Here is a 25,792-nt window from a genome sequence, read left to right as displayed (position 1 = left end):
AAAGAAAAAAGAAATTGTTTTAAAAATAATAGTTACATTTGGCCTCGTAAAAATTTTAATAGAAGTAACCACTATGAGCAATAAGACAAAAAGATTTTTCCTTCCGGAAGAAGAAATTCCACACTATTGGTATAATATACAGGCAGATATGGTGAACAAACCGATGCCTCCGCTTCATCCCGGTACCAAACAACCACTGAAAGCTGAAGATTTATATCCCATCTTTGCACAGGAATTGTGCAAACAGGAACTGAATCAGACCGATAAGTGGATCGAAATTCCCGAAGAAGTACGCGAAATGTACAAATATTATCGTAGTACTCCACTGGTTCGTGCTTATGGACTGGAAAAAGCATTGGGTACTCCGGCACATATCTATTTCAAGAATGAAAGTGTCAGCCCAATGGGTTCACACAAACTGAATTCTGCCATTCCCCAGGCTTATTATTGCAAGAAAGAAGGAGTAACCAACGTTACCACTGAAACCGGTGCCGGACAATGGGGTGCTTCACTGGCCTATGCTGCCCGCTTGTTTGGTTTGGAAGCTGCTGTTTACCAAGTGAAAATCAGCTACGAACAAAAGCCTTACCGCCGCAGCATTATGCAGACTTTCGGTGCACAAGTTACACCGTCTCCGTCTATGTCCACCCGTGCAGGAAAAGATATCCTGACGGCTCACCCCAACTACCAGGGTTCATTGGGAACAGCTATTTCAGAAGCCATAGAACTAGCCCAGACTACGCCGAATTGTAAATACACATTAGGTTCCGTATTGAGCCATGTAGCTCTGCACCAGACTGTAATCGGTCTGGAAGCCGAAAAACAGATGGAAATGGCAGGAGAATATCCTGATATGGTAATCGCTTGCTTCGGTGGTGGTTCCAACTTTGGCGGTATCGCATTCCCATTCATGCGCCACAAGATCCTGGAAGGTAAGCAAACACGTTTCATTGCTGCCGAACCGGCTTCTTGCCCGAAACTAACACGCGGTAAATTCCAATATGATTTTGGTGATGAAGCAGGATACACTCCGCTACTGCCTATGTACACGTTAGGGCATAACTTTGCTCCTGCTAATATTCATGCAGGTGGATTGCGTTACCACGGTGCAGGTGTCATCGTTTCTCAACTATTGAAAGACGGCCTGATGGAAGCTGTAGACATCAAGCAACTGGAATCATTCGAGGCCGGCTGTTTGTTTGCACAAGCTGAAGGCATCATTCCCGCACCGGAATCTTGCCACGCTATTGCTGCCGCCATCCGCGAAGCAAACAAATGCAAGGAAACAGGTGAAGAGAAAGTAATCCTGTTCAACCTCTCCGGTCACGGATTGATTGACATGGCTTCATACGATAAATATCTCTCCGGTGACCTCGTAAACTACGAGCTGCCTGATCAGGATATTCAGAAGAATCTGGATGAAATAGGCAGTCTGGCGTAAGGATACCTCATCCATATCAATAAATGTTTGCCAGGCTGACGAGTGGCTCATAGAGCTTTTCAATGTCCTGTGCATCCAATTCAATATCAACCTGGTCCCCCGGAATCAATCGTATTCCGGGGGGCTTTGCGTCTTTACCATCCCGATGTATATTGATAATAGCACAGTTTTCGGGCAAAGAAAGCTCGTCCACAAGTTTACCGTCCAGATACGAACCTGTCATCACTTCGATGGATAATTTATATCTTTTTTGTTCCTGGAAAGCAGGAGTATTGATCATATCCTCATAAAGCGTCACATTAAAAGGTTTTATCTGAAGAAGTTCCGTAAAATAATAAGTTAATCCGCCGACTACTACCGACGGGTAAAATACCTCAAAGTGCCCTGTTATCTCGGTAATCAGCACGATAGCCGTCAAAGGGGTACGTATCACAGCCACCAGAAATGCCGACATGGAAATCAACATCACATAACTGACATTCTCCGGTTCAATAACTCCATATTCCACTCCCAACAAACCGACAATCTGCCCCAGTAATCCACCGGTGACCAGTGTAGGGATAAAACTTCCCCCCGGCAAACCGGAGGAAACGCAGATAACGGAAAAGCCGAAATGTAACAGCATCATTGCCGTTACCCACATAATCTGTGCATGACTGCCGGATTGTGCCTGCTCCAAAAGAAACTGTTCTCCCCCACCCGTCAGGTTAACCTGCATAAAGGAAATAATGTAAGCAACCAGTAGCAAATAGAACATCTTCATATATACCGAAGATTTCACCGTAGCATAAACCCGCTTAAAGGACACCATCATCATGGAATACAACTTTCCGCAAACAGAAATAATCACTGCAAGCAATAAGAAGTACTTCACCTGGACTCCAAAAGAAAAACCGGGTTCGGCCACTTGTATCAGATGGTAGGAATTTATAGGAAAAACCATACTCGCTACCGCCCCTGCCACTACACCTGCCAGCAAGGTAGTAATAGCCGTTTTAGGAGCATCAAAACGTTCGATGGATTCGATGACAAGCAATGAAGAAGCCAACGGTGCTGCAAACGCAGCGGCAAGACCGGCACCGGCACCGGCAGCAAGCAATTGTTTTCGTTCACCTCTCAAAATATGTGTCCAACGCGCTACAAGACATCCGATATACGAACCTATTTGTACGGAAGGCCCTTCACGTCCCAGCGATAATCCGGCCGATACCGAAAGAATACCGCCGAAGAACTTAGAAACCAGCTCAATAAAAGGATGTTTATAGGTGATACGCCCGTTGATGGCAGCACGCGTTTGAGGAATACCTCCTCCAGTGATAAGCGGCATTTTCATCACCAGCCAGGATACGAATATCAGTACCGCCCAGAAGAAAAGAAAAAGAGGAATATGCCAGTACCAGTCCGGACGGGAAGCAAAAAACTCACTTCGCAAGTTGAAGAAATAATACAGGCAGTAATGATAGGGAACAGCCACCAACCCCGTCAGCAATCCCACGAAGATGCTGACGAAATACAGGCGGGCATCAACCAGTTTCAGTTTCACAACATACCACTTCCTCAGTTTTCTAAAGTTCTTGAACCTTTGAAACATTCCTCAGAGTTTTCTTTTATTAATTTGAGTATCTACAACAAATTAACCCTGTTGAAGTTTCAAGACTTTACGTTTTTTACTTTTTCAAGCACAACAATATTATCCCGCTGACTTAAATTCTGTGTAAACGATTGGTATAAAGAAGATACGTCCGGCAAAGTTCCCTTTGCCGGGCTAAGAAAAGACGTTATTTATTAGCAGGGGCGGGTCTTCCATGCATCGGACGCTTTCCTTGTCCGTGCTTCTGACCTTTTCTTCTATCAAATTCTTTTCTGAATTTATTCGCATTACTCTTTTCTGTCTGATAGATCTTCATAATCTGTTTAGGAGACAGAATCTTACGGAATTCATTATAATACTTCTCACGAACATCCAGGATCTTACGGCTTTGTGCAAACTGATCCTTAATCTGTTTTTCTATTTCCGCATCCGTCGGTACAGGTTTCGCAGCTTGTTTAGTTTCTGCATTGTTTCCTCTGTTTCTTTCGTGGCGGTTCATCATCCGACACTCACGCAGTGCTTTCAGGTAACCCTCGTAAACAGGAGTAAATTTAGCAGCCGTAGCGTCATCCAACATCAATGTTTTTACCATCTGGTTAGCTTGTCTCTGCATCATCTGCTCGGGAGTAGGGCGTTGTTTCTGATCCTTATTATCCTTATTCTGAGCAGAAATTGTTTGGCTACCAATCAAAAGAGCGGCCATCATTACATAAATAAACTTAGTCTTCATAATCTTCTTGTTTTTTTATTAATACCTAATTTAAAAATATGTCATTTTCAGAGAAGTCGACGAGCTCTTCCAACTCCTCATCCGACAGTTCATGAATCCATTTATCAACCGGATCGCTGCCGCTTCTGTCCACAGCCAGCATATCTGAAGTTCCTGCAGGTACATCTCCCGTTTGTAAATAAGACGGAACAAACAATACCCCTGCCAATATTGCAGCAGCTGCTACAGCAGTAGAGAACATTATCTGTAAACGGCGTTTCCTGCATTGCCCACCGTAAGTGCGTTCCATTACCTTCTGCTGCATATCCTCAAAGAAATTATCAGGAGTGCGGTAAGGTATTTTTTTACCTATATCGTCAAAATCAAATTCTTTATCCATTGTCCTACCTGTTTAAGATGTATTCTTTTATTTTTTCTTTCGCATAGTGATAATTCACTTTGAGAGTATCGACCTTGCTATCCAGTATCCGGCTGATCTCTTCATAATCAAGCTCGTCGTAATAGCGCAGGTTGAATATCAACCGTTGTTTTTCCGGTAAACTCAGTATAGCTTCCTGAAACTTGACTGCCAATTCATTTTCATAATCAATATAATCGGAAGCTTTCAGTTTACCAATCAGTTCTTCTTGTACTTCTTCCGCAGGAATCGCTTCTTCATCCTTTCGTGTATTCAGCAAACGCAAACTCTCATTGGTTGCAATCCTGTATATCCAGGTACTCAGGGAGCTTTCACCACGAAACTGTCCCAGATTACGGTATACCCGGATAAAGACTTCCTGAAGAACATCTTCTGCATCCTCATGTGATACCACCAAACGCCGTATATAATTATATATAGGTACTTGGAAGTTATCCATCAGCATTTTAAACCCCTTCTTCGGGTCAGAAGCATATACCTGCCGGATCTTATCTTCGTTTATCATCCATTCAATTTCTTAGCTTTATTAGGTTAGAAACAGAAAAAAGGATGAAGTTAAATCGGCAAGTTCACATTTTGCATTTATTAAAGAAGTGGTTAAAAATAAAGTTTCTTATCTTTACCTCCTCAAAACGTACATAAATAATATATTCTGCATAAAAAAACAATTTATTATGAGAGATCAAGCAGTATTAGTACGCAATGCGGTTAAAAATGAAATACCAGCATTTGCCCTGATCGGGAAAGATAAGTTTGCACTACAAACTCTGGAATACTATTATTCCTTGGCAAAAGAAGAATGTAGCGAAGAGTTTCTTAAAGACTTGAGAGACTTGATAGAGAATGATTTCAAAAGGTACCGTGAAGAAAATCCGGAGAAGATAAAAGTACCCGATATGTAGTTCACTTCCAAGCATAAAAAAAGGCTATCTATCCCAGACAGCCAATCTTTTGTTAACCTTAAATCTAATACTATGAAAAACACATTGCAAAGATACGAACTTCCGGAATATCTCCAAATTTTCGGGGTGAACTACAACATATTACAACATGTTTTAATAGGCTCTGCGGTTTCGTTAACCATTAGGGATTCGTTGTGTTAATAATTAATATAATCCTTTCTTGCTATGAGTCGATTCGGTGAAAGATTTGTCAGAATTTATCAATAGCGATACAGCTTTTTATAACTTTCTGATTATCAATATCATTAAACCATACCCTATTCAGTATACGATTGAACCCTATTAAGTATACGACTGAATGGCATTCAGTATACGACTGAATTAGGTTCAGTATACGACTATTTTAGGAACACATATCATTTGTAAACAATATACACCGCTACCCAGTTTTTTTAGTTCATAACCCTACAAAAATGAATCAAGACACGTTTTTTTGTGTACAATTTTCATCTTTTTTCTTTCCTGTCTTGTCACCTTCCCTACCCCCTCCCAGACACCTTCTGAATGGGGGTACAATGAGTCAGGGACTGAAAGGCATTCAGTCACTGAGTGAAAGGCATTCAGTCACTGACTGAATCAGGTTCACTCAACGAGTGGGAGGAAGAACTGCGGGAAAGGAAGAAATCTACTCGCTTTTTGTAAGCATAATTACTAATCGGTGAAATATACAATGAATTATCATTTACCTCATAACGGGAAAGAAACGAAACAATCCCGCCAGATTATTGGATATATGCCCAAAAACTGTTAAATTCGCAAATAGAACCAGTGCACTTCTTTCTTTTGCTTTGTTTATAGCATAGAAACTTGGATTGTTAATTTTAAAAAGCAGGATTGATGTTGAAGAGGCTCATCTTCTGTCTGTGGATATTATTACCGTTCTTTTTGTTTGCCCAAAACGAAGAGACTCATTTCACTGTACACGATAGTCTTGCCACCGGGAAGCATCAGGGGACTTTTATTAAAGCAATGAAAAAGTTCCTTAATTTCAATGATTTCGATACAACTTATATAAGCCCTAATCGCTACAACTATGCCTTAATGCTCGACCATTTCACAAATTACGAGTATTACTCTGTAGGTACCGCTGTTCCCGAACCTCAACGACTCCGGTTCACCCCCAACCCTCGCAACAAAATAGGAGCTTACTTCGGTTGGCGCTGGATATTTTTAGGATGGTCTGTCGATACAGATGGCCTCCTTGGAAAAAAAAGTGGGAAAAACAGGGGAACAGAATTCGACCTAAGTCTCTACAGTTCGAAATTTGGAGTGGATCTTTTCTACCGGCGTACAGGTAACGATTACAAGATACACCAGGTTACAGGCTTTTCCGACCGCATTCCTTCCAACTATTCAGAAGACTTCAATGGACTGAAAGTAAATATGAAGGGATTCAACTTATATTATATCTTCAACAACCGGCACTTCTCATATCCGGCAGCCTTCAGTCAGTCTACCAACCAACGACGAAATGCGGGTTCACTGATAGCCGGTCTTTCCGTGTCCACCCACAATCTAAAATTCGATTATACTAAATTACCTGAGCTTATTCAGGAAACAATGAATCCCGGAATGAAAGTCAGGCACATCAAATACACCAATATCAGTCTCAACTTTGGATACGCCTACAACTGGGTATTTGCGCGCAACTGCCTGGCTTGCCTGTCGCTCTGCCCGGCAATCGCCTACAAAACGTCACGTATAGAAAAGGATGCGGAAGAAGGAAACGACTGGTACAAGAACTTCAATATTGATTTCATATTGCGGGCAGGTGTGGTATACAATAATAGTAAGTACTTTGCAGGTGCTTCTTTCCTAGGCAGGACATACGACTATTATCGGGATAACTTCTCCTTAAACAACGGATTCGGCACGTTGCAAATATATGCCGGCTTCAATTTCTATCTGAAAAAGGAACACCGGAAAAAGGAATAATGGCTATAAATTTACCAGAACTTATTATGCTCGGCACTATATTCAAATCCGGCAGACTGCAATTTTCCTACAATCATCTCCTTATTTACATTCATATCATCGCAAAGTTCATCCAATGAAGAATAACAGTCACGCAATTTCATATTGATGAAGCTGAAAAGCATCATCGGGTCTTTAGGTAATTCCATCTTTCTACTAATACTTATTGATTCCGGCTGCAAAATTACAATTATCCGGCTTATTCTATTCCTCCTCAGCACCTGTTTTTTCTATCTTTAACGCAACCTTCTCTATTATTTTACTGAGTTCTTCTTCCAGTGGAATGATATTGAAATCTTCCCAGAAATGTTCGTCATACCTGAATTCTTCATCTGCAAGTACAGTACGTGTAGGCAGTCTCTCAGCACGAGGAAAGCGGGTCACATTCTCTTTATCCACCAAGCAAGTCACCATTTCAAACCAAGTATGCAAAGTCGGATTACTGAAGAAAACACGTTTTCTCTTCATTTTGAAATATAAGTCACCACGAATGTGATGGATGTAGTAAGTACCATTCCACGGTTTATACGAAATGGTATATACCACCTTTTGTGTAGTCAGGTTCACCTTCTGCGCCTGCCGGACAACAAAAATCCGCGTAGCATCTTTGATGTACTTGGGTTGCATCTCTATGCGAGCCTGTACCAAAGCTCCATTCTCCGAATCAATATACAATGCTCCACAATAAAGAGGTGCCTTGATTTCCCGCTTCTGCTCAAAATAAACCACATTGACGCATCGGTCGTCAATAAATGTAATGTCACCCGAGGTATATACATATGGGTTATCTTCTGCATCCACCGACAGGAAATCCGGCAGATCCTTAATAAAATCCAGTTGCAGGCAAGCCTGTATGCCGGCTCTAATCTTAGCTACCAGGCTATCTGTTCTCTCTCGATTATCAATCCGGCTCATCTTTAATAGTTTTACCTGATCGGATGTATTAATCTCTTGCAGAGGAGATTTATAAACTTTGAATACAGCTTCTGTCAGACTTTGGAATTTGTTCTTCAGCTGGACGCCTTCCCGATAGAAGGTAGTCAGATAAACGGAAGCTGACGAATAGTTTTCTTTGCGTCGCTCCACCATTTCCCGCAATAACTTCCTGGGTTCTACCAACCGGATCAGCACTTCTTGTAAAGGAACTATTTTGGGTTCCAGGCTCAGTACATTATCCCGTCCAATCAGCGTAGCTGCTTCAATATTTTGTGCAACATACCCTAAATGGGAAAAAGAAAGATTGCCACTTTTCAGGGAGTCAGGCAGATGTAGCCTGAACTCCCCATTCTTATTTGTAATATTACCTATTGAAGTGCCTTGAAGAATGACCGATGCATTTACAACGGGGTCTCCCGTTTCTTTATCACGTAAAGTTCCGGTTATGGTGAAATAAGCCGGTAGTGGAAGTAGTTCTTCCGAAGCAGTTTTTTTCCCCACAATCCTCTCCATAGGAGGCAGAATTAGGATGTGATGCCCTATCACTTTAAGTTCTAATGACCTATCACCTATGATTTCATAAATAGCCTGCCGGACCGTGCAACTTTTCCTTTTTGTCTTTACCTCAATATCATTATTCACTACCTTGCTGTCGTAAACGAAAAGGTAACCGGATTGCTCCGAAACTTTACCCAACAAGGAGTATACGGTTCCTTTCATTCCGGGCAGTCGGATCATACGTTCCAACACATCTCCCCCATCTGCTCTCATACCACAGGTTATGAAGAGTAGCCCTAAAAGGAGAATGAAGAAACGATAAAGTTTCATGATTCATATTATTAAGTTATCATTCGGATAAAATCAGTTTATCGCCTTCGCGTGAACATTTCAGACTCAACGCCCAGCAAATGAGCTCTGCCACTGTTTCGGGGGAGTTGTTTTCAAATTCAATAGTCAGCTTCCGTTTATTCAAGACCGACGATGCTACCTGTATCTGCAAAGTAGGAGCTTCAGCATTCACCACCCGCAAAATATCTTCCAGACATTCATCTTTGAAGCGTATATTCTTTGTATACTGTCTGAATTCATCGGAATCTTCTGTTTCACTCAATTGTAATTGTCGAGCCTGTAAGGTCACGGTTTTTCCGGCACTTACCAGCACACTCTGTCCCCCTTGCTTCAACGAGACCTTCACCCTGCCCCGCTGCACGGATAGCCGGAAAGAATCATCCTCATGACTGCGTACATTGAAAGCCGTACCCAGCACCTCTATCCGTACCTTCCCTGTCTCAATCAGAAAGGTTTGTTCGTGATTCTTCGCTACATCAAAGAATGCTTCTCCCTGCAAATTCACTTCCCGCTTATCCGTAGCAAAATGTTCGGGATACTGCAAAGTACTCTCTTGAGCCAGATATACCACAGAGCCATCTTCGAGCGTAGTAACCAACATGGATGCTTCACGGTTTTCCTGCGTCACCAGATTAAGATTTTCCACCTCACCTCCCGGCACGAACCATAAAGCAGATGCCAGATAGACAAAACCGGCAATTACGGCAGCCGCCAGTGTCCCCCATTTCAGAAGTAGTTTGCGACGCACCGCCCGTTCCTGCCCTACCTCTACGAGCAGGCGGTCTTTATCCAAACGGGCATACAACCGTTCCCATGCCTCATCCGTCTTTGTCCTATTTTTATTCACTTCAGTCATTTCGTAAGAATATAATTATCTATTTCGTTTCGTAAGGTACGGAGCGCTTTCGTCATTTCGGCCTCTACTGTCTTAATGGACAGAGATAATGAAGAAGCAATCTCCGCATATTTCTTTCCTTCCATACGATGCATTTGGAATATCTGCAGCCTGCGTACCGGCAATTTATCAAGAGTATGGCGAATCAGTCCCTGCAATTCTTCATATTCCAATTGCCTGTGAGGATCAGAATTCTGTTCCAGGACATTACCTGCCAATACATACTCGCGATACCGCTCTTTAACTTCCTTGTGCTGGCAATATTGTAGAGCTTCATTGCGAACAGCTTTATACAGATAGCTCTTTACAGACTGGAAAATTTGTAAATGCTCCCGGTCCTTCCAAAACACGTAGAACAGTTCCTCCACTATTTCCTCGGCAGCTTCCATCTCCCCCGTAATGCCTGCGGCATACCAGCAAAGAGAGGAATAGTAACGGCGGAAGACCTCCTCGAACGCCTTTATATCGCCCTCTTTTATTTTTGTCAGTATGAAAAGTTCGTTCAGCATATCCGGGAATTATTGTTGATCTCCAAATATAAGAAAAACTATCTGAAATCTAACGGGATTGTTTTTTCAATTTGCTCACTGCATGTTCCAGAGACTCTGTGGGTTCAATAATATTATATGCTTTCCAGAAGTCCTCATTCCAATATACATCTACCATATCATAGAACACCTGTTTTTCTTTAAAAGCCTTCTTGTTTGGAATAGCTGCGAAATCATTCTTTCTATCCGTCACCACCATTTCGGAAAATACTGTATAGCCGGAAGAGAATAAACGCCTTTTCCAGTCGCACTTAAAGCGGATTTCATTCCGTATATAATTCAGATAAGTTTTCCCATTCTGCTCCTTATATGTCACCAGATAGGAGACTTCCTGCGGTCTGAATCGTAACCCAAGGGGTTTCTTATGGAGAATAGCTTCTACCGCCTTCACTCTGTTCTGCATATCCAAAGAGAACTCTGCACGGGTGAATGCCAGCTTCTCAAAATCAATATAGAGCTTCCCGTAGAACAAGGCGTACATCAGGCTTACTCTGGGACGGAAACTAACTACATATTGCATACGGTTATCCAGATTCACAGGTTCCTCAATTTGGAAATCATAGTAATTCAGATTTTCCGGACTCAGCAGTGCATCCCCGTTCTTCACAACATCCAGATAAATGGAGAGAGTAGGTCCACCCACTACTTTGACAGCCAGCGTATCACTTGTCTTTTGACTTAGCAAACGACGTCCCTTCTGTATCTGTACTTTGTCATTGGAGGGATCACGGTCACTATATGCTGTTTTAGCAACATCTATCACAGCTTCCGATACACTGATGTAACGGCGTCTTTTCTGTACTGTCTCCCGATAAAATGCGGTCAGTAAACTCCTATCAGGCGAATAGTTCACCGGAATCTTCTTGATGGCTTCTTCCACAAGTGCACGGGCATTATTACCAAAGATCACAATTTCACTCAGCAGATTAGGAGCCGGCAGCATCCAAATGGTAAGATCAGATATATCTTTGTTTTCTTTCAGAGAAACCTGGGAATTCAAGTATCCGATATGTGAAACTTCCAATCCCTGAATAGTCTCCGTATCCTTTATCTTCAAAGAGAACACACCATCCGCATTCGTAACGGTTCCGATGTTCGTACCGGGAACAGATACATTCACATTCTCCAGTTTTCTCTTATTATCCTTATTTTTCACCACTCCCGTGATAGTGAAATAGTTCCCGGCCTCTTCCTGTGCCCACAAAGGTGAAATATCCAATAGCAAAAATGCCATCAACCACCCAACTGTAATTCCAACTAACTTTTTCATCTTCGTATGATTTTAAAGGTGAACAATTCTTGTTTTCTACTTATAAGATCGTCCAGCAAAGAAAAACCCTACAGATTTTGGAAGAAAAAAGTAAGTAAAATATTTCCAGTACAAAATATTTCTGACAGTATCACACGAGGCCGCTTTATTATAAAAGAATACAAAAAGAAGAAATAAGTAACTGCTAATATGAACTTTGATCCTCTACTATTGTTCATATGCGATCAATAAGTAAATTATTCACCTTACAAAACATTTAACAGCTATGAGAACAGTTCATCTGATAGTTATTCATTGTTCCGCAACAAAGGAGAATGAAACTTTTACGGAAATGGAGTTAGAGAAATCACATCGGCAACGTGGACTTAATGGTATTGGTTATCATTATTACATCCGAAGGGATGGAAATATTAAAAGCACACGTCCAGTCCGAAAACCCGGTGCTCACGCCCGAGGACACAATCTTGACAGCATTGCTATATGTTACGAAGGTGGACTTAATCAACGTGGAGTTCCCAAAGATACACGCACGGAATGGCAAAAACACTCCATGATCGTTCTGATAAGAGCGCTGCTCACCGACTTTCCCATGTGCCATATTTGTGGGCATCGTGACTTACCTCAGATTCCGGATGATAATTCACTGATAGAACCGGAATCGTGGTTGAGAGAATGTCCCTGTTTTGATGCAGCAAGAGAATATGGTTATTTGAGAAAAGAGGTTGTGTCAATGTGACACAACCTCTTTTCTTATAATATATTATTCGTTTATCTACAACTTACTTTCTTCCTCAAAGTCAACTTAATATGTCTATCAGCGACTTGCGTACACGTGTTGCAAATGTAACGCAAATCCGGAAATAAGCATTCATAAGCAACAACAGCTCTTGACTGCAAAAGTACGGATTTATTTAATAAAAATCGTGATATAAACGCATAATAATCAAAAGCCTGTGGCAATTTTAACAGATTCTTCGGTTTTATCCTTACCTTTGTGTATGATATTGGGGGGATTGTGCCCTAACAATAATAAGAAAACGATGCAGATACATAACAATACATTGATAGCAGAATGCTCGACTTACGATTTCAAGGAAATGTTGGAACGCAAGAAGGTGAAGTCATGGCTTAAATCGGTGTCGGCATTCGCCAATACGGATGGCGGCAGTTTGTTCTATGGAGTGAACGATGACGGAGTGATTGTAGGTTTGGAGAATCCGCAAGCCGATGCCGATTTTATCAGCGAAACCATCAAGGCAAGACTTGACCCTGTGCCGGAAGTTCAACTTATTCCGATAGAACACGAAGGACACTCCTTACTTGAAGTGAAAGTAAAGGCTGGAATGCTTACACCTTATTACTATTATCAGGATGGGACACGTACTGCGTATGTACGGGTTGGCAATGAAAGTGTAGAATGTAATTCACAACAACTTCTTTCGTTAGTATTAAAGGGTACGCACATGACATGGGATTCTCTTCCTACACAAGTGGATGCCAGCAAGCACTCTTTCATCATCCTTGCTAATACCTTCCGCGAGCAAACTCATCAGGAATGGAACGATAAGTATTTGGAATCATTCGGGCTTATCACTTCTGACGGAAAACTGACCAATGCCGGATTGCTGTTTGTGGATAATTGCACGGTATTTCAATCGCGTATTTTCTGTACACGTTGGACGGGACTTTATAAAGATGATGCTATCAGTTCCGTAGAGCATCGGGATAACCTCGTATTGCTCTTGAAATATGGCATGGACTTCATCAAGAACTACACCATGAGTGGATGGGTAAAGATGCCGAACTATCGTCTGAATCTCCCCGACTACTCTGACCGTGCCATCTTTGAAGGACTGGTAAACCACCTTATCCATAGAGATTATACCGTGATGGGTGGTGAAGTACATATCGACATTTATGATGACCGCATAGAACTGGTATCACCCGGTGCGATGCTTGACGGTACACAAATTCAAGACCGAGATATATACAAAGTGCCATCCATGCGCCGTAACCCTGTCATTGCGGATGTGTTCACACAGTTGGATTATATGGAGAAACGTGGTTCCGGCTTGCGCAAAATGCGTGAACTTACAGAGAAGTTGCCCAACTTCCTGCAAGGAAAAGAACCGCAATATCAAACGGAAGCGACTTCTTTCTATACCACTTTCTATAATCTGAATTGGAACGAAAGCGGAAGAATACCTGTTGAGGAAGTGGCTAACAGGGTAAACAGTACCCTCGAAAAGTACCCTGAAAACGAAGAAAGTTCGGTGGAAAAGTTCGGTGTAAACAGCAAAAGTTCGGAGAAAACCTTTGGTGATACGCAAGAAAGTTCGGAGAAAGGTTCGGAGATAATGCAAAAAGGTTCGGAGAAAAAGTTCGGAGATTCGAAAAACAAATCTAAAAGCATTGGGAAAACCGCACAAAAGATTATTGATTTCGTCATTTCCGACCCATCAATGTCTGCTGAAGCAATGGCCTATAAAATAGGAATAAGCTCCCGAGCCGTAGAAAAACAGATTTCCAAGTTACGTTCTATGGGTATTTTGTCTCGTGAAGGAGCAGACCATGGTGGCTATTGGCGCATTGTTATTAATCCTCAAACCGAGCAATAAACCTATGGAAACATCTTTCATACCATTCTGTGCAATAATTGCCGTTTTGATTATCGCCTTTTTGTTTGCCTTATCGCCAAATAAGACATGTCGCAAATAAGAGATAAAAAAGCCCATAGAAAACACATAGCAACCATGAACCCCATAAACGCAAAAGCGTGCAACTCAATGAGCTGCACGCTTTTGCTTATTGTTTATTATCTGTTTCCTTATCGGAATCATTTGACTTCCTCAAAATCTGCATCCTGCACATTATCACCATGCTTGCTGTTATCTTGAGCACCACCAGCTTGTCCGGCATTCATATCAGGACCAGCCTGAGCACCACCTTGAGCACCGCTCTGTGCATACATTTCAGCACTTGCAGCCTGGAATGCAGTATTCAGTTCTGCCATAGCAGTATCAACAGCAGCTAGATCCTGTGCCTTATGAGCATCTTTCAGTTTCTGTAAAGCAGCTTCAATCGGAGCTTTCTTGTCAGCCGGCAACTTGTCACCTAATTCCTTCAACTGATTTTCAGTAGTGAAGATCATTGAGTCAGCCTGATTCAGCTTATCAATCTTTTCACGTTCTTTCTTATCAGCTTCTGCATTAGCTTCAGCTTCAGCCTTCATCTTTTCAATTTCTTCTTTGCTCAAACCGCTGGAAGCTTCGATACGAATGGCTTGCTCCTTACCTGTAGCCTTATCCTTAGCAGATACCTTCAAGATACCGTTAGCATCAATATCGAACGTTACCTCAATCTGAGGAACACCACGACGAGCCGGAGCAATACCTGACAGGTTAAACTGACCGATTGACTTATTTTGAGCAGCCATCGGACGCTCTCCTTGCAATACATGGATCGTTACTTCGCTCTGGTTATCAGCAGCAGTAGAGAACGTTTCGCTCTTCTTGCACGGAATAGTAGTGTTAGCATCAATCAGCTTAGTCATTACACCACCCAGGGTCTCGATACCCATAGACAGCGGAGTAACATCCAGCAATACCACACCCTTGATTTCGTCCGTCAACACAGCACCCTGTACAGCAGCACCTACGGCTACTACTTCATCCGGATTTACACCTTTAGAAGGAGCTTTACCGAAGAAATCTTCAACCAACTTCTGTACAGCCGGTATACGTGAAGAACCACCTACAAGGATTACTTCGTCAATATCAGAGTTGCTCAAACCAGCATCAGACATAGCCTTCTTACACGGTTCCAGACAAGCTTGAATCAAAGTGTGAGCCAAAGCTTCGAACTTAGCACGAGTTAAAGTCTTAACCAAATGCTTAGGTACACCACCTACCGGCATAATGTACGGTAAGTTAATTTCAGTGCTTGTAGAAGAAGACAATTCAATCTTAGCTTTTTCTGCAGCTTCTTTCAGACGTTGCATAGCCATCGGATCTTGAGTCAGATCGGCACCTTCGTCATTCTTGAATTCATCTACCAACCAAGTGATAATTACCTGGTCAAAGTCGTCACCACCCAAGTGAGTATCACCGTTTGTTGACAAAACTTCGAATACACCGCCACCGAATTCAAGAATAGAGATATCAAATGTACCACCACCAAGGTCGAATACGGCAACCTTCATATCTTTGTTCGCTTTATCGATACCGTAAGCCAAAGCAGCAGCTGTCGGTTCGTTCACGATACGTTTCACTTCCAGACCGGCAATCTGACCGGCTTCTTTTGTTGCCTGACGCTGAGAATCGGAGAAGTAAGCCGGAACGGTAATTACAGCTTCTGTAACTTCTTGCCCCAAATAGTCCTCAGCAGTTTTCTTCATTTTCTGAAGAATCATAGCTGAAATTTCCTGCGGAGTATAAAGACGTCCGTCAATATCTACACGCGGCATGTTGTTGTCACCCTTAACAACCTTATAAGGCATACGGGCAATTTCTTTCTGAACCTGATCCCAAGTCTCACCCATGAAACGTTTGATTGAGGATACGGTTCTTGTCGGGTTCGTGATAGCCTGACGTTTTGCAGGGTCACCCACTTTACGCTCACCACCGTCAACGAATGCTACGATAGACGGAGTAGTACGCTTTCCTTCACTGTTTGCAATTACTACAGGCTCGTTTCCTTCGAATACAGAAACGCAAGAGTTTGTAGTTCCTAAGTCAATACCAATAATTTTTCCCATGATCTTTAATATTTTATTTGTTATTATTCAAGTTTCAGTCGCCTGCCTCAGCAGCAGACGCCAATAAAAAGACAAACGTCGTGCCAAAATGTTCAGAGAGGTTGTAATTTTATAGGTTGGCAGAAAGGCTGTCAGTTTGGCAGAATACAACTGCTTTTTTCTGTCGAAAATTACCATTTGTTAATCGCTCCTTCATGCAAAAGCACTACTTTTGTCGGCGAAAAAGCTAAGAGCTACAAGTGACAGGCTACAAGCGACAAGTGCCTTTCGGCATCATAGCGCAGCCACTCGTAACTCGTAACTCGTAGCCTGTAGCTTGTAACTAATGTAATATGGAAAGAGATAGCATTGATTTTAAAAACACAGACATCGCGGCACTGTTCCGCAAACTATTACTCCCTACCGTACTGGGAATGATATTTTCTGCATTATTTGTCATTACGGACGGAATATTCGTTGGAAAAGGTATCGGCAGTGATGCCCTGGCGGCAGTAAACATAGTAGCTCCACTCTGGTTATTCTCCACTGGTGTCGGATTAATGTTTGGCGTAGGGGCATCTGTTGTGGCATCTATCCATTTATCACACGGAAAAGTAAAAGCTGCCCGCATCAATATCACACAGTCTATAGCTGTATCTTCACTATTGCTGATAAGTACCTCTACATTATTTTGCTCATTTGCTCCACAAATAGTACACCTTTTAGGTGGTTCCGAGCGCCTGACTCCACTGGCTATAGAGTATATGCTGTGGTTTGTTCCATTCTCGGTATTTACCGCCCTGCTTAATTCGGGAATGTTTTTCCTGCGCCTCGACGGATCACCCAATTTTGCCATGATGTGCAATGTAGTGGCTGCCGTTCTGAATATCATTCTTGATTATCTCTTTATCTTCCCTTTCGGATGGGGTATGTTCGGTGCAGCTATTGCCAGTGCTATTGGTACTACGGTGGGAGCATTGATGATAATCATCTATCTCTCACGTCACAAATGTGCCTTACGCTTTTACCCTGTAAAACTCACTCGTAAAAGTATGCAGCTGACCCGCCGTAATATAGGATACATGTGCCGTTTGGGATCTTCTGCATTCCTGTGCGAAGTAGCTATTGCCTGTATGATGTTCGTTGGAAACATCGTATTTATCCATTATTTGCAGGAAGAAGGTGTAGCAGCGTTCAGCATTGCGTGTTACTTCTTTCCTATTATATTTATGGTATACAATGCCATTGCACAATCTGCCCAGCCTATTATCAGCTATAACCACGGACTACATGAAACTGCTCGCGTCCGCCGTGCCTACTTGCTGGCGCTGAAAACAGCTGTCGGTTGCGGTGCTATTTTTGCCTTCATAACCGCCCTATTCAGCTCAGAGATTGTTTCCATGTTCATCGACCGCAGTTATCCGGCCTATGAGATAGCCAGTAAGGGGCTTCCTTTGTATGCTACCGGCTTCATTTTCTTTGCCATCAATATCGTATCTATCGGATACTTCCAAAGTGTGGAACGGGCACGCTATGCCACTATCATTACCTTATTACGTGGGTTCGTCCTGCTAACGGCCTGCTTCTTTGGACTTCCCCTGCTCTTTGGCAACGCGGGTATTTGGCTGGCAACTCCCTTGGCAGAGTTACTAACCACCCTTTTCATACTTATTATTTATATAAAAGCGAAAAGGGAGCGTAAAGAAAATATAGTATCTTTGCCACATGGAAACGATGATAAAGAAATTCTGCCAAAGATACAGACTTCCGGAAAAAAACCTGCATGAACTTTTGTCACACATGACAGAATATCATTTTGGCAAAGGAGAATTAATTGTGAAAGAGGGAGAACGGAACACCAACTTCTACATTCTTAAGAAAGGCATCTGGCGTGCTTATTATATGATAGACGGAACAGAAAGTTCTCTCTGGTTTGCCGGAACAGGCGAAATAGCCTTTTCATCCTGGGGGTATGTCAATAATGAAATTTCACAAGTGAATATTGAATCTGTGAATGAAAGTACTGCCTATTATATTGCCAAACCGGATTTAGAAGAGCTCTTCAACAGTTCCATAGAGTTATCTAACTTCGGTCGAAAAATCTTTGAACAGGAAATACTATTCATTGACGGCTACACATTGGCATACGGTACTCCAAGCGCCAAAGAACGTTATCTAACCTTGATGGAAGAGAACCCGGAATTATTGCAATATGTTCCATTGAAACATCTGGCATCCTATTTATACATTACCCCACAGTCATTGAGCAGAATACGGGCTGGATTAAAAAGAAGAAGATAAACTCATAAAACCTTTATGAAATTTTTCCCTTCTTCACCCTGTCAACTCCATGCCTGAACCCTATCTGCGACATACTTGCTCCGTACATTCCCCATTCGGAGGTACCTCTATGCGGACAAGATACGGAGCAAGTATGTCGCAGATAGGGTTCAGGCATGAATCATATATCATGAAAACGAGATATAAAACAGTACTCATATGGATATAAATCAGATTATTGATCATATAGGCAAACTCCCGGAAGCGTCAAAGAATACGCTAAAAGAGATTATTTCTGAGGTTACTTATCCCAAAGGACACATTTTATTTAAAGCAGATAAAGTGGAAACCAAGGTATATTTCATCAAGAAAGGTATTGTCCGCGCTTATACAGAGTTAGCTGACAACGAGATTACATTCTGGTTCGGACGTGAAGGCGACACAGTAGTTTCAATGAAAAGCTATGTATCCAACCAAAGAGGCTATGAAAATATAGAGCTTCTGAAAGAATGTGAACTATATGAAATGAAGAAACAATCCTTGCATGAACTATTCGGCAAAGACATACATATTGCTAACTGGGGAAGAGAATTTGCAGAACAGGAACTGCTAAAAACAGAGGAAAGATTTATCGGCAGACAATTCAAAACATCTCTGGAACGCTATAGGGACCTGATGAATCACACTCCTGATCTGCTACAAAGAGTACAATTAGGCTATATAGCTTCTTATCTTGGCATCACCCAAGTCAGTTTAAGCCGTATCCGGGCCAAATTCAGGTAAATCACTTTTTATCATTTGTTAAATAACAAGTCAAAATAATTCATGAACTTTACACACAAAAAATAAAAGTTATGAGTTGGATATATTTGATTGTAGCCGGGTTGTTCGAAGTAGCATTTACATCGTGCATGGGCAAAGTAAAAGAAACAACAGGCAGTGAAATGTACTGGTGGTTCACCGGTTTCTTAGTATCTATGAGTATCAGTATGTTTTTACTGATAAAAGCAACACAAGCCCTGCCTATTGGTACGGCTTATGCAGTATGGACGGGAATAGGTGCAGTGGGAACTGTATTAGCAGGCATACTGATATTCAAAGAGCCTGCTACCGTATGGAGATTACTTTTCATTGTAACGTTGATCGGTTCGATCATCGGTTTAAAAGTTGTTTCTCATTAAAACTAAAAAACGGGATGTCAATTAGATATTGACATCCCGTTTTGCTATATCCAGTTTTTACGGATTACTTCTTCACCAACACCATCACCAGCGTATTGTCTGCATCATAAAGTCCGATGCCACCGCCTGCCAATTTACCGAAAGACTTTACTTCATTCAATGCTTTCATCACACGGCCTTCCACTTCCATATCCGGACAAGCCATCATTGTACTGATAAGCTGCGGGAAAGAGATAGCAGAGGAATTCTCATTATCTGCAACAAATCCACCGTTAATAAGATTACAACCGGCATTACCGTGTATTCTCTTCTCCGGAAGATTAAATTCAATGAACGGTTGCTTCTCCATGCCTTCGGGAATGGCCTGGCCACCGGCTTCAGAAATCATCCACTTACCACTCAAATCTGATAATTTCACTGTAGGGGTTTTCTTTTGTAATACAATAATAGGGCGATTGGACGAACCGCACAAGGCTATATTCTCCTTGCCCAGTTTTTTATATTTCTTCACTTGTCCTAAAGCAGACAAAACGTTTTGTTCCAAGGTCATATCCGGACAAGCCATGCGTGTGCTTGCCATGGCACCGAGATCAATTGTACCGGGTTTAGCATCCACATCAAACGAACCCATCATACGATTGCAACCACTGTTACCGAATACTTTTCCGGTATTTGTATCAAAACCGATAAAAGGGAATTCCTGATTAGGAGCAGGCACTACAGCAGCACCATTTATTTCAATAATATTCCATTCACCACTAATGGAAGATAATGTCGCAGCATCCTTGGACGAGCGACAAGATGACAGAGCTACCAAAGCCCCTGCCATACAGAGAGAAACTAAAACTTTCTTCATTGTTATTCGTTGTTTAAGTTAATTTTACGGGGCAAATATATACAAAATAACCCAAATACAAGCAGTTTGTTTAGAAATAGAAGCTTTTTTTGAAAAGTATTTAGTGGGATTTTAATGTTTATCTGCGAATTAAATCCTATATTTGCTCACCATAAAAAAAGAGGTTCCCTGATGAGGGAAACGTACTTTTTATCATGAAATGGAGACGGAAAGATTCCGTCCTTTAGTTTATAATTTGTAACTCGTAATTTGTTATTAAAAGAAATGGGTAAAGTTCTTATTATCGGTGCAGGCGGTGTAGGTACCGTCGTTGCGCACAAGGTGGCTCAAAATCCGAATGTATTCACTGAGATTATGATTGCCAGCCGCACAAAGTCCAAATGCGACGCTATCGTAAAAGCAATCGGTAACCCTAACATCCGAACCGCACAGGTGGATGCCGACAATGTGGATGAACTGGTAGCTCTCTTTAATAGCTTCAAACCCGAAATCGTCATAAACGTAGCACTCCCTTATCAGGATCTTACCATTATGGAAGCTTGCCTCAAAAGCGGAGTTAATTACCTGGACACTGCCAACTATGAACCGAAAGATGTGGCTCACTTTGAATACAGCTGGCAATGGGCATACAAGAAACGTTTTGAGGATGCCGGACTGACCGCTATCCTGGGTTGCGGTTTCGACCCGGGTGTAAGTGGTATTTATACTGCCTACGCCGCCAAGCATTATTTTGATGAAATGCAGTATCTGGATATTGTAGACTGTAACGCGGGCAATCATCACAAGGCATTTGCCACGAATTTCAATCCGGAAATCAACATCCGTGAGATCACACAGAACGGACGTTATTACGAAAATGGAAAATGGGTAACTACTCAACCTCTGGAACTCCATAAAGATCTGACATACCCGAATATCGGGCCACGTGACTCTTATCTTTTATATCACGAAGAACTGGAATCTTTGGTGAAAAACTTCCCAACCATTAAACGTGCACGTTTCTGGATGACTTTCGGTCAGGAATATCTGACTCATCTGCGAGTAATCCAAAATATTGGTATGGCGCGCATCGATGAAGTGGATTACAACGGAGTGAAGATTGTTCCGTTGCAATTCCTGAAAGCCGTATTGCCCAACCCGCAAGACCTGGGCGAAAATTACGAAGGAGAAACCTCCATCGGTTGCCGTATCCGTGGTCTGAAAGATGGTAAAGAACGCACTTACTATGTTTACAATAATTGCAGCCATCAGGAAGCCTATAAGGAAACCGGCATGCAAGGAGTTAGCTATACAACAGGTGTTCCTGCCATGATAGGTGCCATGATGTTCCTCAAAGGACTATGGAAGAAGCCGGGGGTATGGAATGTGGAAGAATTTAATCCGGACCCGTTCATGGAACAACTAAACAAACAAGGATTGCCGTGGCATGAGGTGTTTGATAAAGATTTGGAAGTATAAACTAAATGAAGAACTAAAAATGAAGAATTCAGCTGCACGGTGAAAGCATACCGAAAGGAAATTCTTCATTCTTCATTTTTAATTTAATTATAGATTATGCAAGTCGGAGATAAAGCGCCCGAAATACTGGGCATCAATGAAAAAGGCGAAGAAATCCGCCTCAGCGACTATAAAGGAAAAAAGATAGTTCTTTATTTCTATCCTAAAGATATGACTTCGGGATGTACGGCACAGGCCTGCAACCTGCGTGATAACTATTCTGAACTACGCAAAGCCGGTTACGAGGTAATTGGCGTAAGCGTAGATAATGAAAAGTCGCACCAGAAATTTATAGAGAAAAATAATCTACCCTTTCCACTGATTGCAGATACGGACAAGAAACTCGTAGAGCAGTTCGGAGTATGGGGAGAAAAGAGTATGTACGGACGTAAGTATATGGGTACTTTCCGCACCACCTTCATTATAAACGAAGAAGGGGTGATAGAGCGGATTATCACGCCGAAGGAAGTAAAAACCAAAGACCACGCCGCACAAATCCTATAATTTACGATTTGACTATTTACGATTTACGATTAAAGGTAACTCTTGTAAGGTAAACGGAAATCCCAAATTGCTAAATAGACTAATTTAAATCGTAATTCGTAAATTTGTAAATCGTAAATAAACTAATTTGAATCGTAATTCGTAAAATCGTAAACATAAAGATGGCAAAGAAAGACGAACTTAATTTTGAGAACGAAAATAAAATAGCACCAAGCGAAAAGCTGAAAGCTTTGCAGGCAGCTATGGACAAGATAGAAAAGAGCTTCGGCAAGGGTTCTATCATGAAAATGGGAGACGAAAGCGTCGAACAAGTAGAAGTAATCCCCACGGGCTCTATCGGACTGAATGTAGCACTTGGCGTTGGCGGCTATCCCCGCGGACGTATCATTGAAATTTATGGTCCGGAATCTTCCGGTAAAACGACTCTGGCTATCCATGCCATTGCCGAAGCACAAAAAGCAGGGGGCATTGCCGCATTCATTGATGCAGAACATGCATTCGACCGTTTCTATGCTGCCAAGCTGGGTGTAGATGTAGACAACCTATTGATTTCTCAACCGGACAATGGAGAACAAGCTCTGGAAATCGCAGAGCAGCTGATCCGTTCTTCTGCAATCGATATTATCGTCGTGGACTCTGTAGCTGCTCTGACTCCAAAAGCAGAAATCGAAGGTGACATGGGTGACAATAAGGTTGGTTTGCAGGCACGTTTGATGTCTCAGGCATTGCGTAAACTGACAGCAGCCGTAAGCAAGACGCGTACCACATGTATCTTCATCAATCAGTTGCGTGAAAAGATTGGCGTTATGTTCGGTAATCCTGAAACAACTACCGGTGGTAATGCCTTGAAGTTCTATGCTTCGGTACGTCTGGATATTCGCGGAAGCCAGGCTATCAAGAACGGTGACGAAGTATTAGGCAAGCAGACTAAAGTAAAAGTAGTAAAGAACAAAGTGGCACCTCCTTTCCGTAGAGCAGAATTTGATATCATGTTCGGTGAAGGTATTTCCCGCGCCGGTGAAATCATTGATTTGGGTGCAGATTTAGGTATCATCAAGAAAAGCGGTTCCTGGTTCAGCTATAATGAAACGAAACTGGCACAGGGACGTGATGCAGCCAAACAAGTGGTTGCCGATAATCCAGAACTGGCAGAAGAACTGGAAGGATTGATTTTCGAGGCACTTAGAAAGGACAAATAATTTCACAATAAAGGGGGAACCGGAATCGGCTCCCCCTTTTCAACAAACTATTTACACCTATCAGCAGATGGCCTCATTCTAGGTCTTCCAAACGCTTTTCAAGCATCTCCATGCTTTCCTCAAATCGTTTCCAGGTATCAGCATCCATCTGTTTCTTTAAATATTCGCTATCTTTCAACTTACCTAAGTCTTTCAAACTTTTCAATCCTTTCAGGCTTTCCAGACTTTTTAAGCTTTCCAGACTCTTTAAACCTTCCAAGCCTTGTAAACCCTCTAATCCTTGCAAGCTCTCTAATCCTTGCAGACCATTCAAAACGCCCAAATCGGCCAAATCAAGAGTACCATCTACGATACGATATACATTCCCTCCCTCATTCATACTTGTATTCTGATACATCATGATATTCTGAATATCCTTTAAAGTCATTTCGCCTTCCAGATAAACAAACTTCAAGTTGGCAGCACCATCAATAATCATAATCAGCTCTTTTACTTTATCCCCTTTCCTATTGATATAAAATTCGGAACTGGATACGGTGCCTTTCTGCTTCATCAGCAACTCATACTTAGAGGACTGCACCAATGCACGCAAATCCTTACGCATGTCTTTCTTGATATTGCTATCCATCGTAGAAAGAATCTGCACACAATCCAATTTACCGGATACCTTTCCTATATAGATATCTTTCGTGAACAGGTTAGGATTCATTTCAATCATCGCCTTTGAGATATAAACGGAGGAGACGCCCTTCATATCATTGTAGGTGTTGAATATATTTTTCTGCGCCTGGCAGAGCAGGGGTAACATCAGCAACACACCTGCCAATAAAATCTTGTTGAGTTTCATAATCATTTATCTTTGTATTTCTTTTTTTATTTCCTGATTTACTTTCTTCATATCAACCTGCGTCTCCTTCACCTGAGCAATGCCTTGGTTCAAATTGGTAGAAACTTCCATTAAAGTAGCTTGCAGCACCTGATAAGCTTCTTCCGGATCAGAGAATGTATCTTGCGGTGTAGGCGGACACACCCCTCTTCCGAGATTTTCGACCCCATACCCTATACCGATAATCACCAATATGGTAGCTGCAACACTTCCAATCCAGCGCCAGTTGCGTTTGGACTTGTTAGGACTGAAGAACCTTTGCTCTTCCTCAGCCTTTTCATCAATCAGCAGGCTTAGTTTATCCCCCAGCCCCGCAGGAACTTCCACATCTCTATCTGCGTCTTGATAAAGGCTAAGAAAAATTTCTTTATCCTTCTGCAGATGTTCAGGTACTTCCGTTGTTCTGAAATAATCTCTCAACGCCTCTTCCTGGCTCTCGGTAGTGTTCCCCTCGTAAAACTCGGTGAGCAGCCTTTCAATTTCCTCGACTTTCATAGTTATTCCATTTATTAAATTCCTCACGTATTCTTTTCCTTGCCCGGGACAGCAGTACACGAACATTTGTAGAATTCAACCCGGTCACTTGTTCTATCTCTTCGTAAGAGCATCCTTTGACGTCACGCAGGTTCACAATCCGTTGCTGCTGTTCGGGCAAGTGGGCAATGATATCTTTTACTTGCCGTACTTCGTCGCGCACTTCCAGGTTATCATTTTGAGAAACATCCTGCGCAGCAGTTAATTCTACCGTCTGTCTGGATAAGACATATTTTCCTGAACGGAGCAAATCAAAGCACATATTCTTTACCAAAGTGACACTGAACGCTTCCGGATTGCTGATAACCGTCAATCCTTCTCGCTTATCCCATAGCTTCAGATAGGCTTCCTGAACCAGATCCTCCGCATCGGCCGCATTCTCCAGTAGCCGATAGGCTACACAGTATAGCTTGCGGTGGTAAGGCAGAAACTCATTTTTAAAACTTTCAGCATCCATGGGCTTTTTCTGTATCTCAATCCTGTTTATTTGTTGTATCTATTTGTTA

The 25,792-nt window shown here is 42.1% G+C and carries 26 protein-coding genes; 12 read left to right on the top strand and 14 right to left on the bottom strand.

Annotated elements, in window-relative coordinates:
• Nucleotides 1-73: 73 nt before the first annotated feature.
• A complete protein-coding gene (locus tag DW182_RS19720; protein ID WP_118296585.1) occupies nt 74-1,441 on the top strand; it encodes a TrpB-like pyridoxal phosphate-dependent enzyme in 1,368 nt (455 codons plus the stop codon).
• Between the two features lie 16 nt (nt 1,442-1,457).
• Here DW182_RS19720 and DW182_RS19715 read toward each other — a convergent pair whose 3' ends face one another.
• The 4 genes from DW182_RS19715 to DW182_RS19700 form a co-directional block, all read right to left on the bottom strand.
• Nucleotides 1,458-3,032 (bottom strand): ClC family H(+)/Cl(-) exchange transporter, encoded by a 1,575-nt coding sequence (locus tag DW182_RS19715; protein ID WP_118296563.1) that lies wholly within the window; start codon nt 3,030-3,032, stop codon nt 1,458-1,460.
• Nucleotides 3,033-3,219: 187 nt separating this feature from the next.
• Entirely contained in the window at nt 3,220-3,762 is a 543-nt protein-coding gene (locus tag DW182_RS19710) for a hypothetical protein (RefSeq protein WP_118296562.1), read from the bottom strand.
• A gap of 25 nt (nt 3,763-3,787) precedes the next feature.
• On the bottom strand, nt 3,788-4,141 hold the full coding sequence (locus tag DW182_RS19705) for a hypothetical protein (RefSeq protein ID WP_118296561.1): 354 nt from the start codon (nt 4,139-4,141) through the stop codon (nt 3,788-3,790).
• A 4-nt stretch (nt 4,142-4,145) separates the two neighbouring features.
• Nucleotides 4,146-4,685: an RNA polymerase sigma factor gene (locus tag DW182_RS19700; protein ID WP_007665601.1), complete on the bottom strand. Its 540-nt coding sequence runs from the start codon at nt 4,683-4,685 to the stop codon at nt 4,146-4,148.
• 169 nt (nt 4,686-4,854) lie between these two features.
• On the opposite strand from DW182_RS19700, the gene DW182_RS19695 reads away from it, so the two are divergent.
• Together DW182_RS19695 and DW182_RS19690 are read left to right on the top strand one after the other, a co-directional pair.
• Entirely contained in the window at nt 4,855-5,082 is a 228-nt protein-coding gene (locus DW182_RS19695; RefSeq protein WP_007665603.1) for a hypothetical protein, read from the top strand.
• 897 nt (nt 5,083-5,979) lie between these two features.
• Nucleotides 5,980-7,077, top strand: a complete 1,098-nt coding sequence (locus DW182_RS19690; RefSeq protein ID WP_118296560.1) for a DUF4421 domain-containing protein — start codon at nt 5,980-5,982, stop codon at nt 7,075-7,077.
• Nucleotides 7,078-7,088: 11 nt separating this feature from the next.
• On the opposite strand, the gene DW182_RS19685 is transcribed toward DW182_RS19690, so the two are convergent.
• The 5 genes from DW182_RS19685 to DW182_RS19665 are packed head-to-tail and all read right to left on the bottom strand — an operon-like array spanning nt 7,089 to nt 11,614.
• Nucleotides 7,089-7,265 carry a DUF4250 domain-containing protein gene (locus tag DW182_RS19685; RefSeq protein ID WP_044534617.1) on the bottom strand — a complete coding sequence of 59 codons (177 nt, stop codon included), beginning with the start codon at nt 7,263-7,265 and terminating at the stop codon, nt 7,089-7,091.
• 55 nt (nt 7,266-7,320) lie between these two features.
• Nucleotides 7,321-8,880 carry a carboxypeptidase-like regulatory domain-containing protein gene (locus DW182_RS19680; protein ID WP_118296559.1) on the bottom strand — a complete coding sequence of 520 codons (1,560 nt, stop codon included), beginning with the start codon at nt 8,878-8,880 and terminating at the stop codon, nt 7,321-7,323.
• A 19-nt stretch (nt 8,881-8,899) separates the two neighbouring features.
• Nucleotides 8,900-9,757 carry a FecR family protein gene (locus DW182_RS19675; protein ID WP_118296558.1) on the bottom strand — a complete coding sequence of 286 codons (858 nt, stop codon included), beginning with the start codon at nt 9,755-9,757 and terminating at the stop codon, nt 8,900-8,902.
• On the bottom strand, nt 9,754-10,305 hold the full coding sequence (locus tag DW182_RS19670) for an RNA polymerase sigma-70 factor (protein WP_118296557.1): 552 nt from the start codon (nt 10,303-10,305) through the stop codon (nt 9,754-9,756). The genes DW182_RS19675 and DW182_RS19670 overlap by 4 nt, the downstream gene beginning before the upstream one ends.
• 49 nt (nt 10,306-10,354) lie before the next feature.
• Nucleotides 10,355-11,614: a carboxypeptidase-like regulatory domain-containing protein gene (locus DW182_RS19665; RefSeq protein ID WP_118296556.1), complete on the bottom strand. Its 1,260-nt coding sequence runs from the start codon at nt 11,612-11,614 to the stop codon at nt 10,355-10,357.
• 265 nt (nt 11,615-11,879) lie between these two features.
• On the opposite strand from DW182_RS19665, the gene DW182_RS19660 reads away from it, so the two are divergent.
• Nucleotides 11,880-12,350 carry an N-acetylmuramoyl-L-alanine amidase gene (locus DW182_RS19660; protein ID WP_118296555.1) on the top strand — a complete coding sequence of 157 codons (471 nt, stop codon included), beginning with the start codon at nt 11,880-11,882 and terminating at the stop codon, nt 12,348-12,350.
• Nucleotides 12,351-12,654: 304 nt separating this feature from the next.
• Nucleotides 12,655-14,232 (top strand): RNA-binding domain-containing protein, encoded by a 1,578-nt coding sequence (locus tag DW182_RS19655; protein WP_118296554.1) that lies wholly within the window; start codon nt 12,655-12,657, stop codon nt 14,230-14,232.
• Between the two features lie 218 nt (nt 14,233-14,450).
• Here DW182_RS19655 and dnaK read toward each other — a convergent pair whose 3' ends face one another.
• Complete coding sequence (dnaK, locus tag DW182_RS19645; RefSeq protein WP_117694496.1) at nt 14,451-16,370, bottom strand: molecular chaperone DnaK; 1,920 nt, start codon at nt 16,368-16,370, stop codon at nt 14,451-14,453.
• 332 nt (nt 16,371-16,702) lie between these two features.
• Here dnaK and DW182_RS19640 point away from each other — a divergent pair, with 332 nt between their 5' ends.
• The 4 genes from DW182_RS19640 to DW182_RS19625 all read left to right on the top strand — a co-directional run bounded on the left by DW182_RS19640 (nt 16,703) and on the right by DW182_RS19625 (nt 19,810).
• The gene (locus DW182_RS19640) at nt 16,703-18,136 is read left to right on the top strand and encodes an MATE family efflux transporter (RefSeq protein WP_118296553.1); all 1,434 of its coding nucleotides are present in this window, start codon (nt 16,703-16,705) and stop codon (nt 18,134-18,136) included.
• Nucleotides 18,075-18,650, top strand: a complete 576-nt coding sequence (locus DW182_RS19635; protein WP_118296552.1) for a Crp/Fnr family transcriptional regulator — start codon at nt 18,075-18,077, stop codon at nt 18,648-18,650. The genes DW182_RS19640 and DW182_RS19635 overlap by 62 nt, the downstream gene beginning before the upstream one ends.
• 198 nt (nt 18,651-18,848) lie before the next feature.
• Nucleotides 18,849-19,412 (top strand): Crp/Fnr family transcriptional regulator, encoded by a 564-nt coding sequence (locus tag DW182_RS19630; RefSeq protein ID WP_118296551.1) that lies wholly within the window; start codon nt 18,849-18,851, stop codon nt 19,410-19,412.
• A 71-nt stretch (nt 19,413-19,483) separates the two neighbouring features.
• On the top strand, nt 19,484-19,810 hold the full coding sequence (locus tag DW182_RS19625; protein WP_115502947.1) for a multidrug efflux SMR transporter: 327 nt from the start codon (nt 19,484-19,486) through the stop codon (nt 19,808-19,810).
• 64 nt (nt 19,811-19,874) lie between these two features.
• Here DW182_RS19625 and DW182_RS19620 read toward each other — a convergent pair whose 3' ends face one another.
• Nucleotides 19,875-20,666 carry an META domain-containing protein gene (locus DW182_RS19620; protein WP_118296550.1) on the bottom strand — a complete coding sequence of 264 codons (792 nt, stop codon included), beginning with the start codon at nt 20,664-20,666 and terminating at the stop codon, nt 19,875-19,877.
• Between the two features lie 264 nt (nt 20,667-20,930).
• Between DW182_RS19620 and DW182_RS19615 the strand changes: the two genes are divergently transcribed.
• The 3 genes from DW182_RS19615 (at nt 20,931) to recA (ending at nt 23,866) form a co-directional block, all read left to right on the top strand.
• The gene (locus DW182_RS19615; protein ID WP_118296549.1) at nt 20,931-22,124 is read left to right on the top strand and encodes a saccharopine dehydrogenase family protein; all 1,194 of its coding nucleotides are present in this window, start codon (nt 20,931-20,933) and stop codon (nt 22,122-22,124) included.
• Between the two features lie 96 nt (nt 22,125-22,220).
• Nucleotides 22,221-22,667: a thioredoxin-dependent thiol peroxidase gene (gene bcp, locus DW182_RS19610; RefSeq protein WP_167507391.1), complete on the top strand. Its 447-nt coding sequence runs from the start codon at nt 22,221-22,223 to the stop codon at nt 22,665-22,667.
• Between the two features lie 161 nt (nt 22,668-22,828).
• A complete protein-coding gene (gene recA / locus DW182_RS19605) occupies nt 22,829-23,866 on the top strand; it encodes a recombinase RecA (RefSeq protein ID WP_007665644.1) in 1,038 nt (345 codons plus the stop codon).
• Between the two features lie 73 nt (nt 23,867-23,939).
• Here recA and DW182_RS19600 read toward each other — a convergent pair whose 3' ends face one another.
• Genes DW182_RS19600 through DW182_RS19590 form a run of 3 tightly spaced genes read right to left on the bottom strand, consistent with a single transcriptional unit; the run spans nt 23,940 to nt 25,743 of the window.
• The gene (locus DW182_RS19600) at nt 23,940-24,713 is read right to left on the bottom strand and encodes a DUF4252 domain-containing protein (RefSeq protein WP_118296584.1); all 774 of its coding nucleotides are present in this window, start codon (nt 24,711-24,713) and stop codon (nt 23,940-23,942) included.
• Nucleotides 24,714-24,719: 6 nt separating this feature from the next.
• On the bottom strand, nt 24,720-25,247 hold the full coding sequence (locus DW182_RS19595; protein WP_007665648.1) for a hypothetical protein: 528 nt from the start codon (nt 25,245-25,247) through the stop codon (nt 24,720-24,722).
• Complete coding sequence (locus DW182_RS19590) at nt 25,228-25,743, bottom strand: RNA polymerase sigma factor (protein ID WP_118296548.1); 516 nt, start codon at nt 25,741-25,743, stop codon at nt 25,228-25,230. The genes DW182_RS19595 and DW182_RS19590 overlap by 20 nt, the downstream gene beginning before the upstream one ends.
• Nucleotides 25,744-25,792 lie beyond the last annotated feature (49 nt).

This window comes from Bacteroides sp. AM16-24 (assembly GCF_003471885.1).
In the GTDB taxonomy this organism is placed as follows: domain Bacteria; phylum Bacteroidota; class Bacteroidia; order Bacteroidales; family Bacteroidaceae; genus Bacteroides.
Note: the sequence above shows the minus strand (reverse complement) of the source record. Positions and strands in the feature narration are given on the sequence as shown.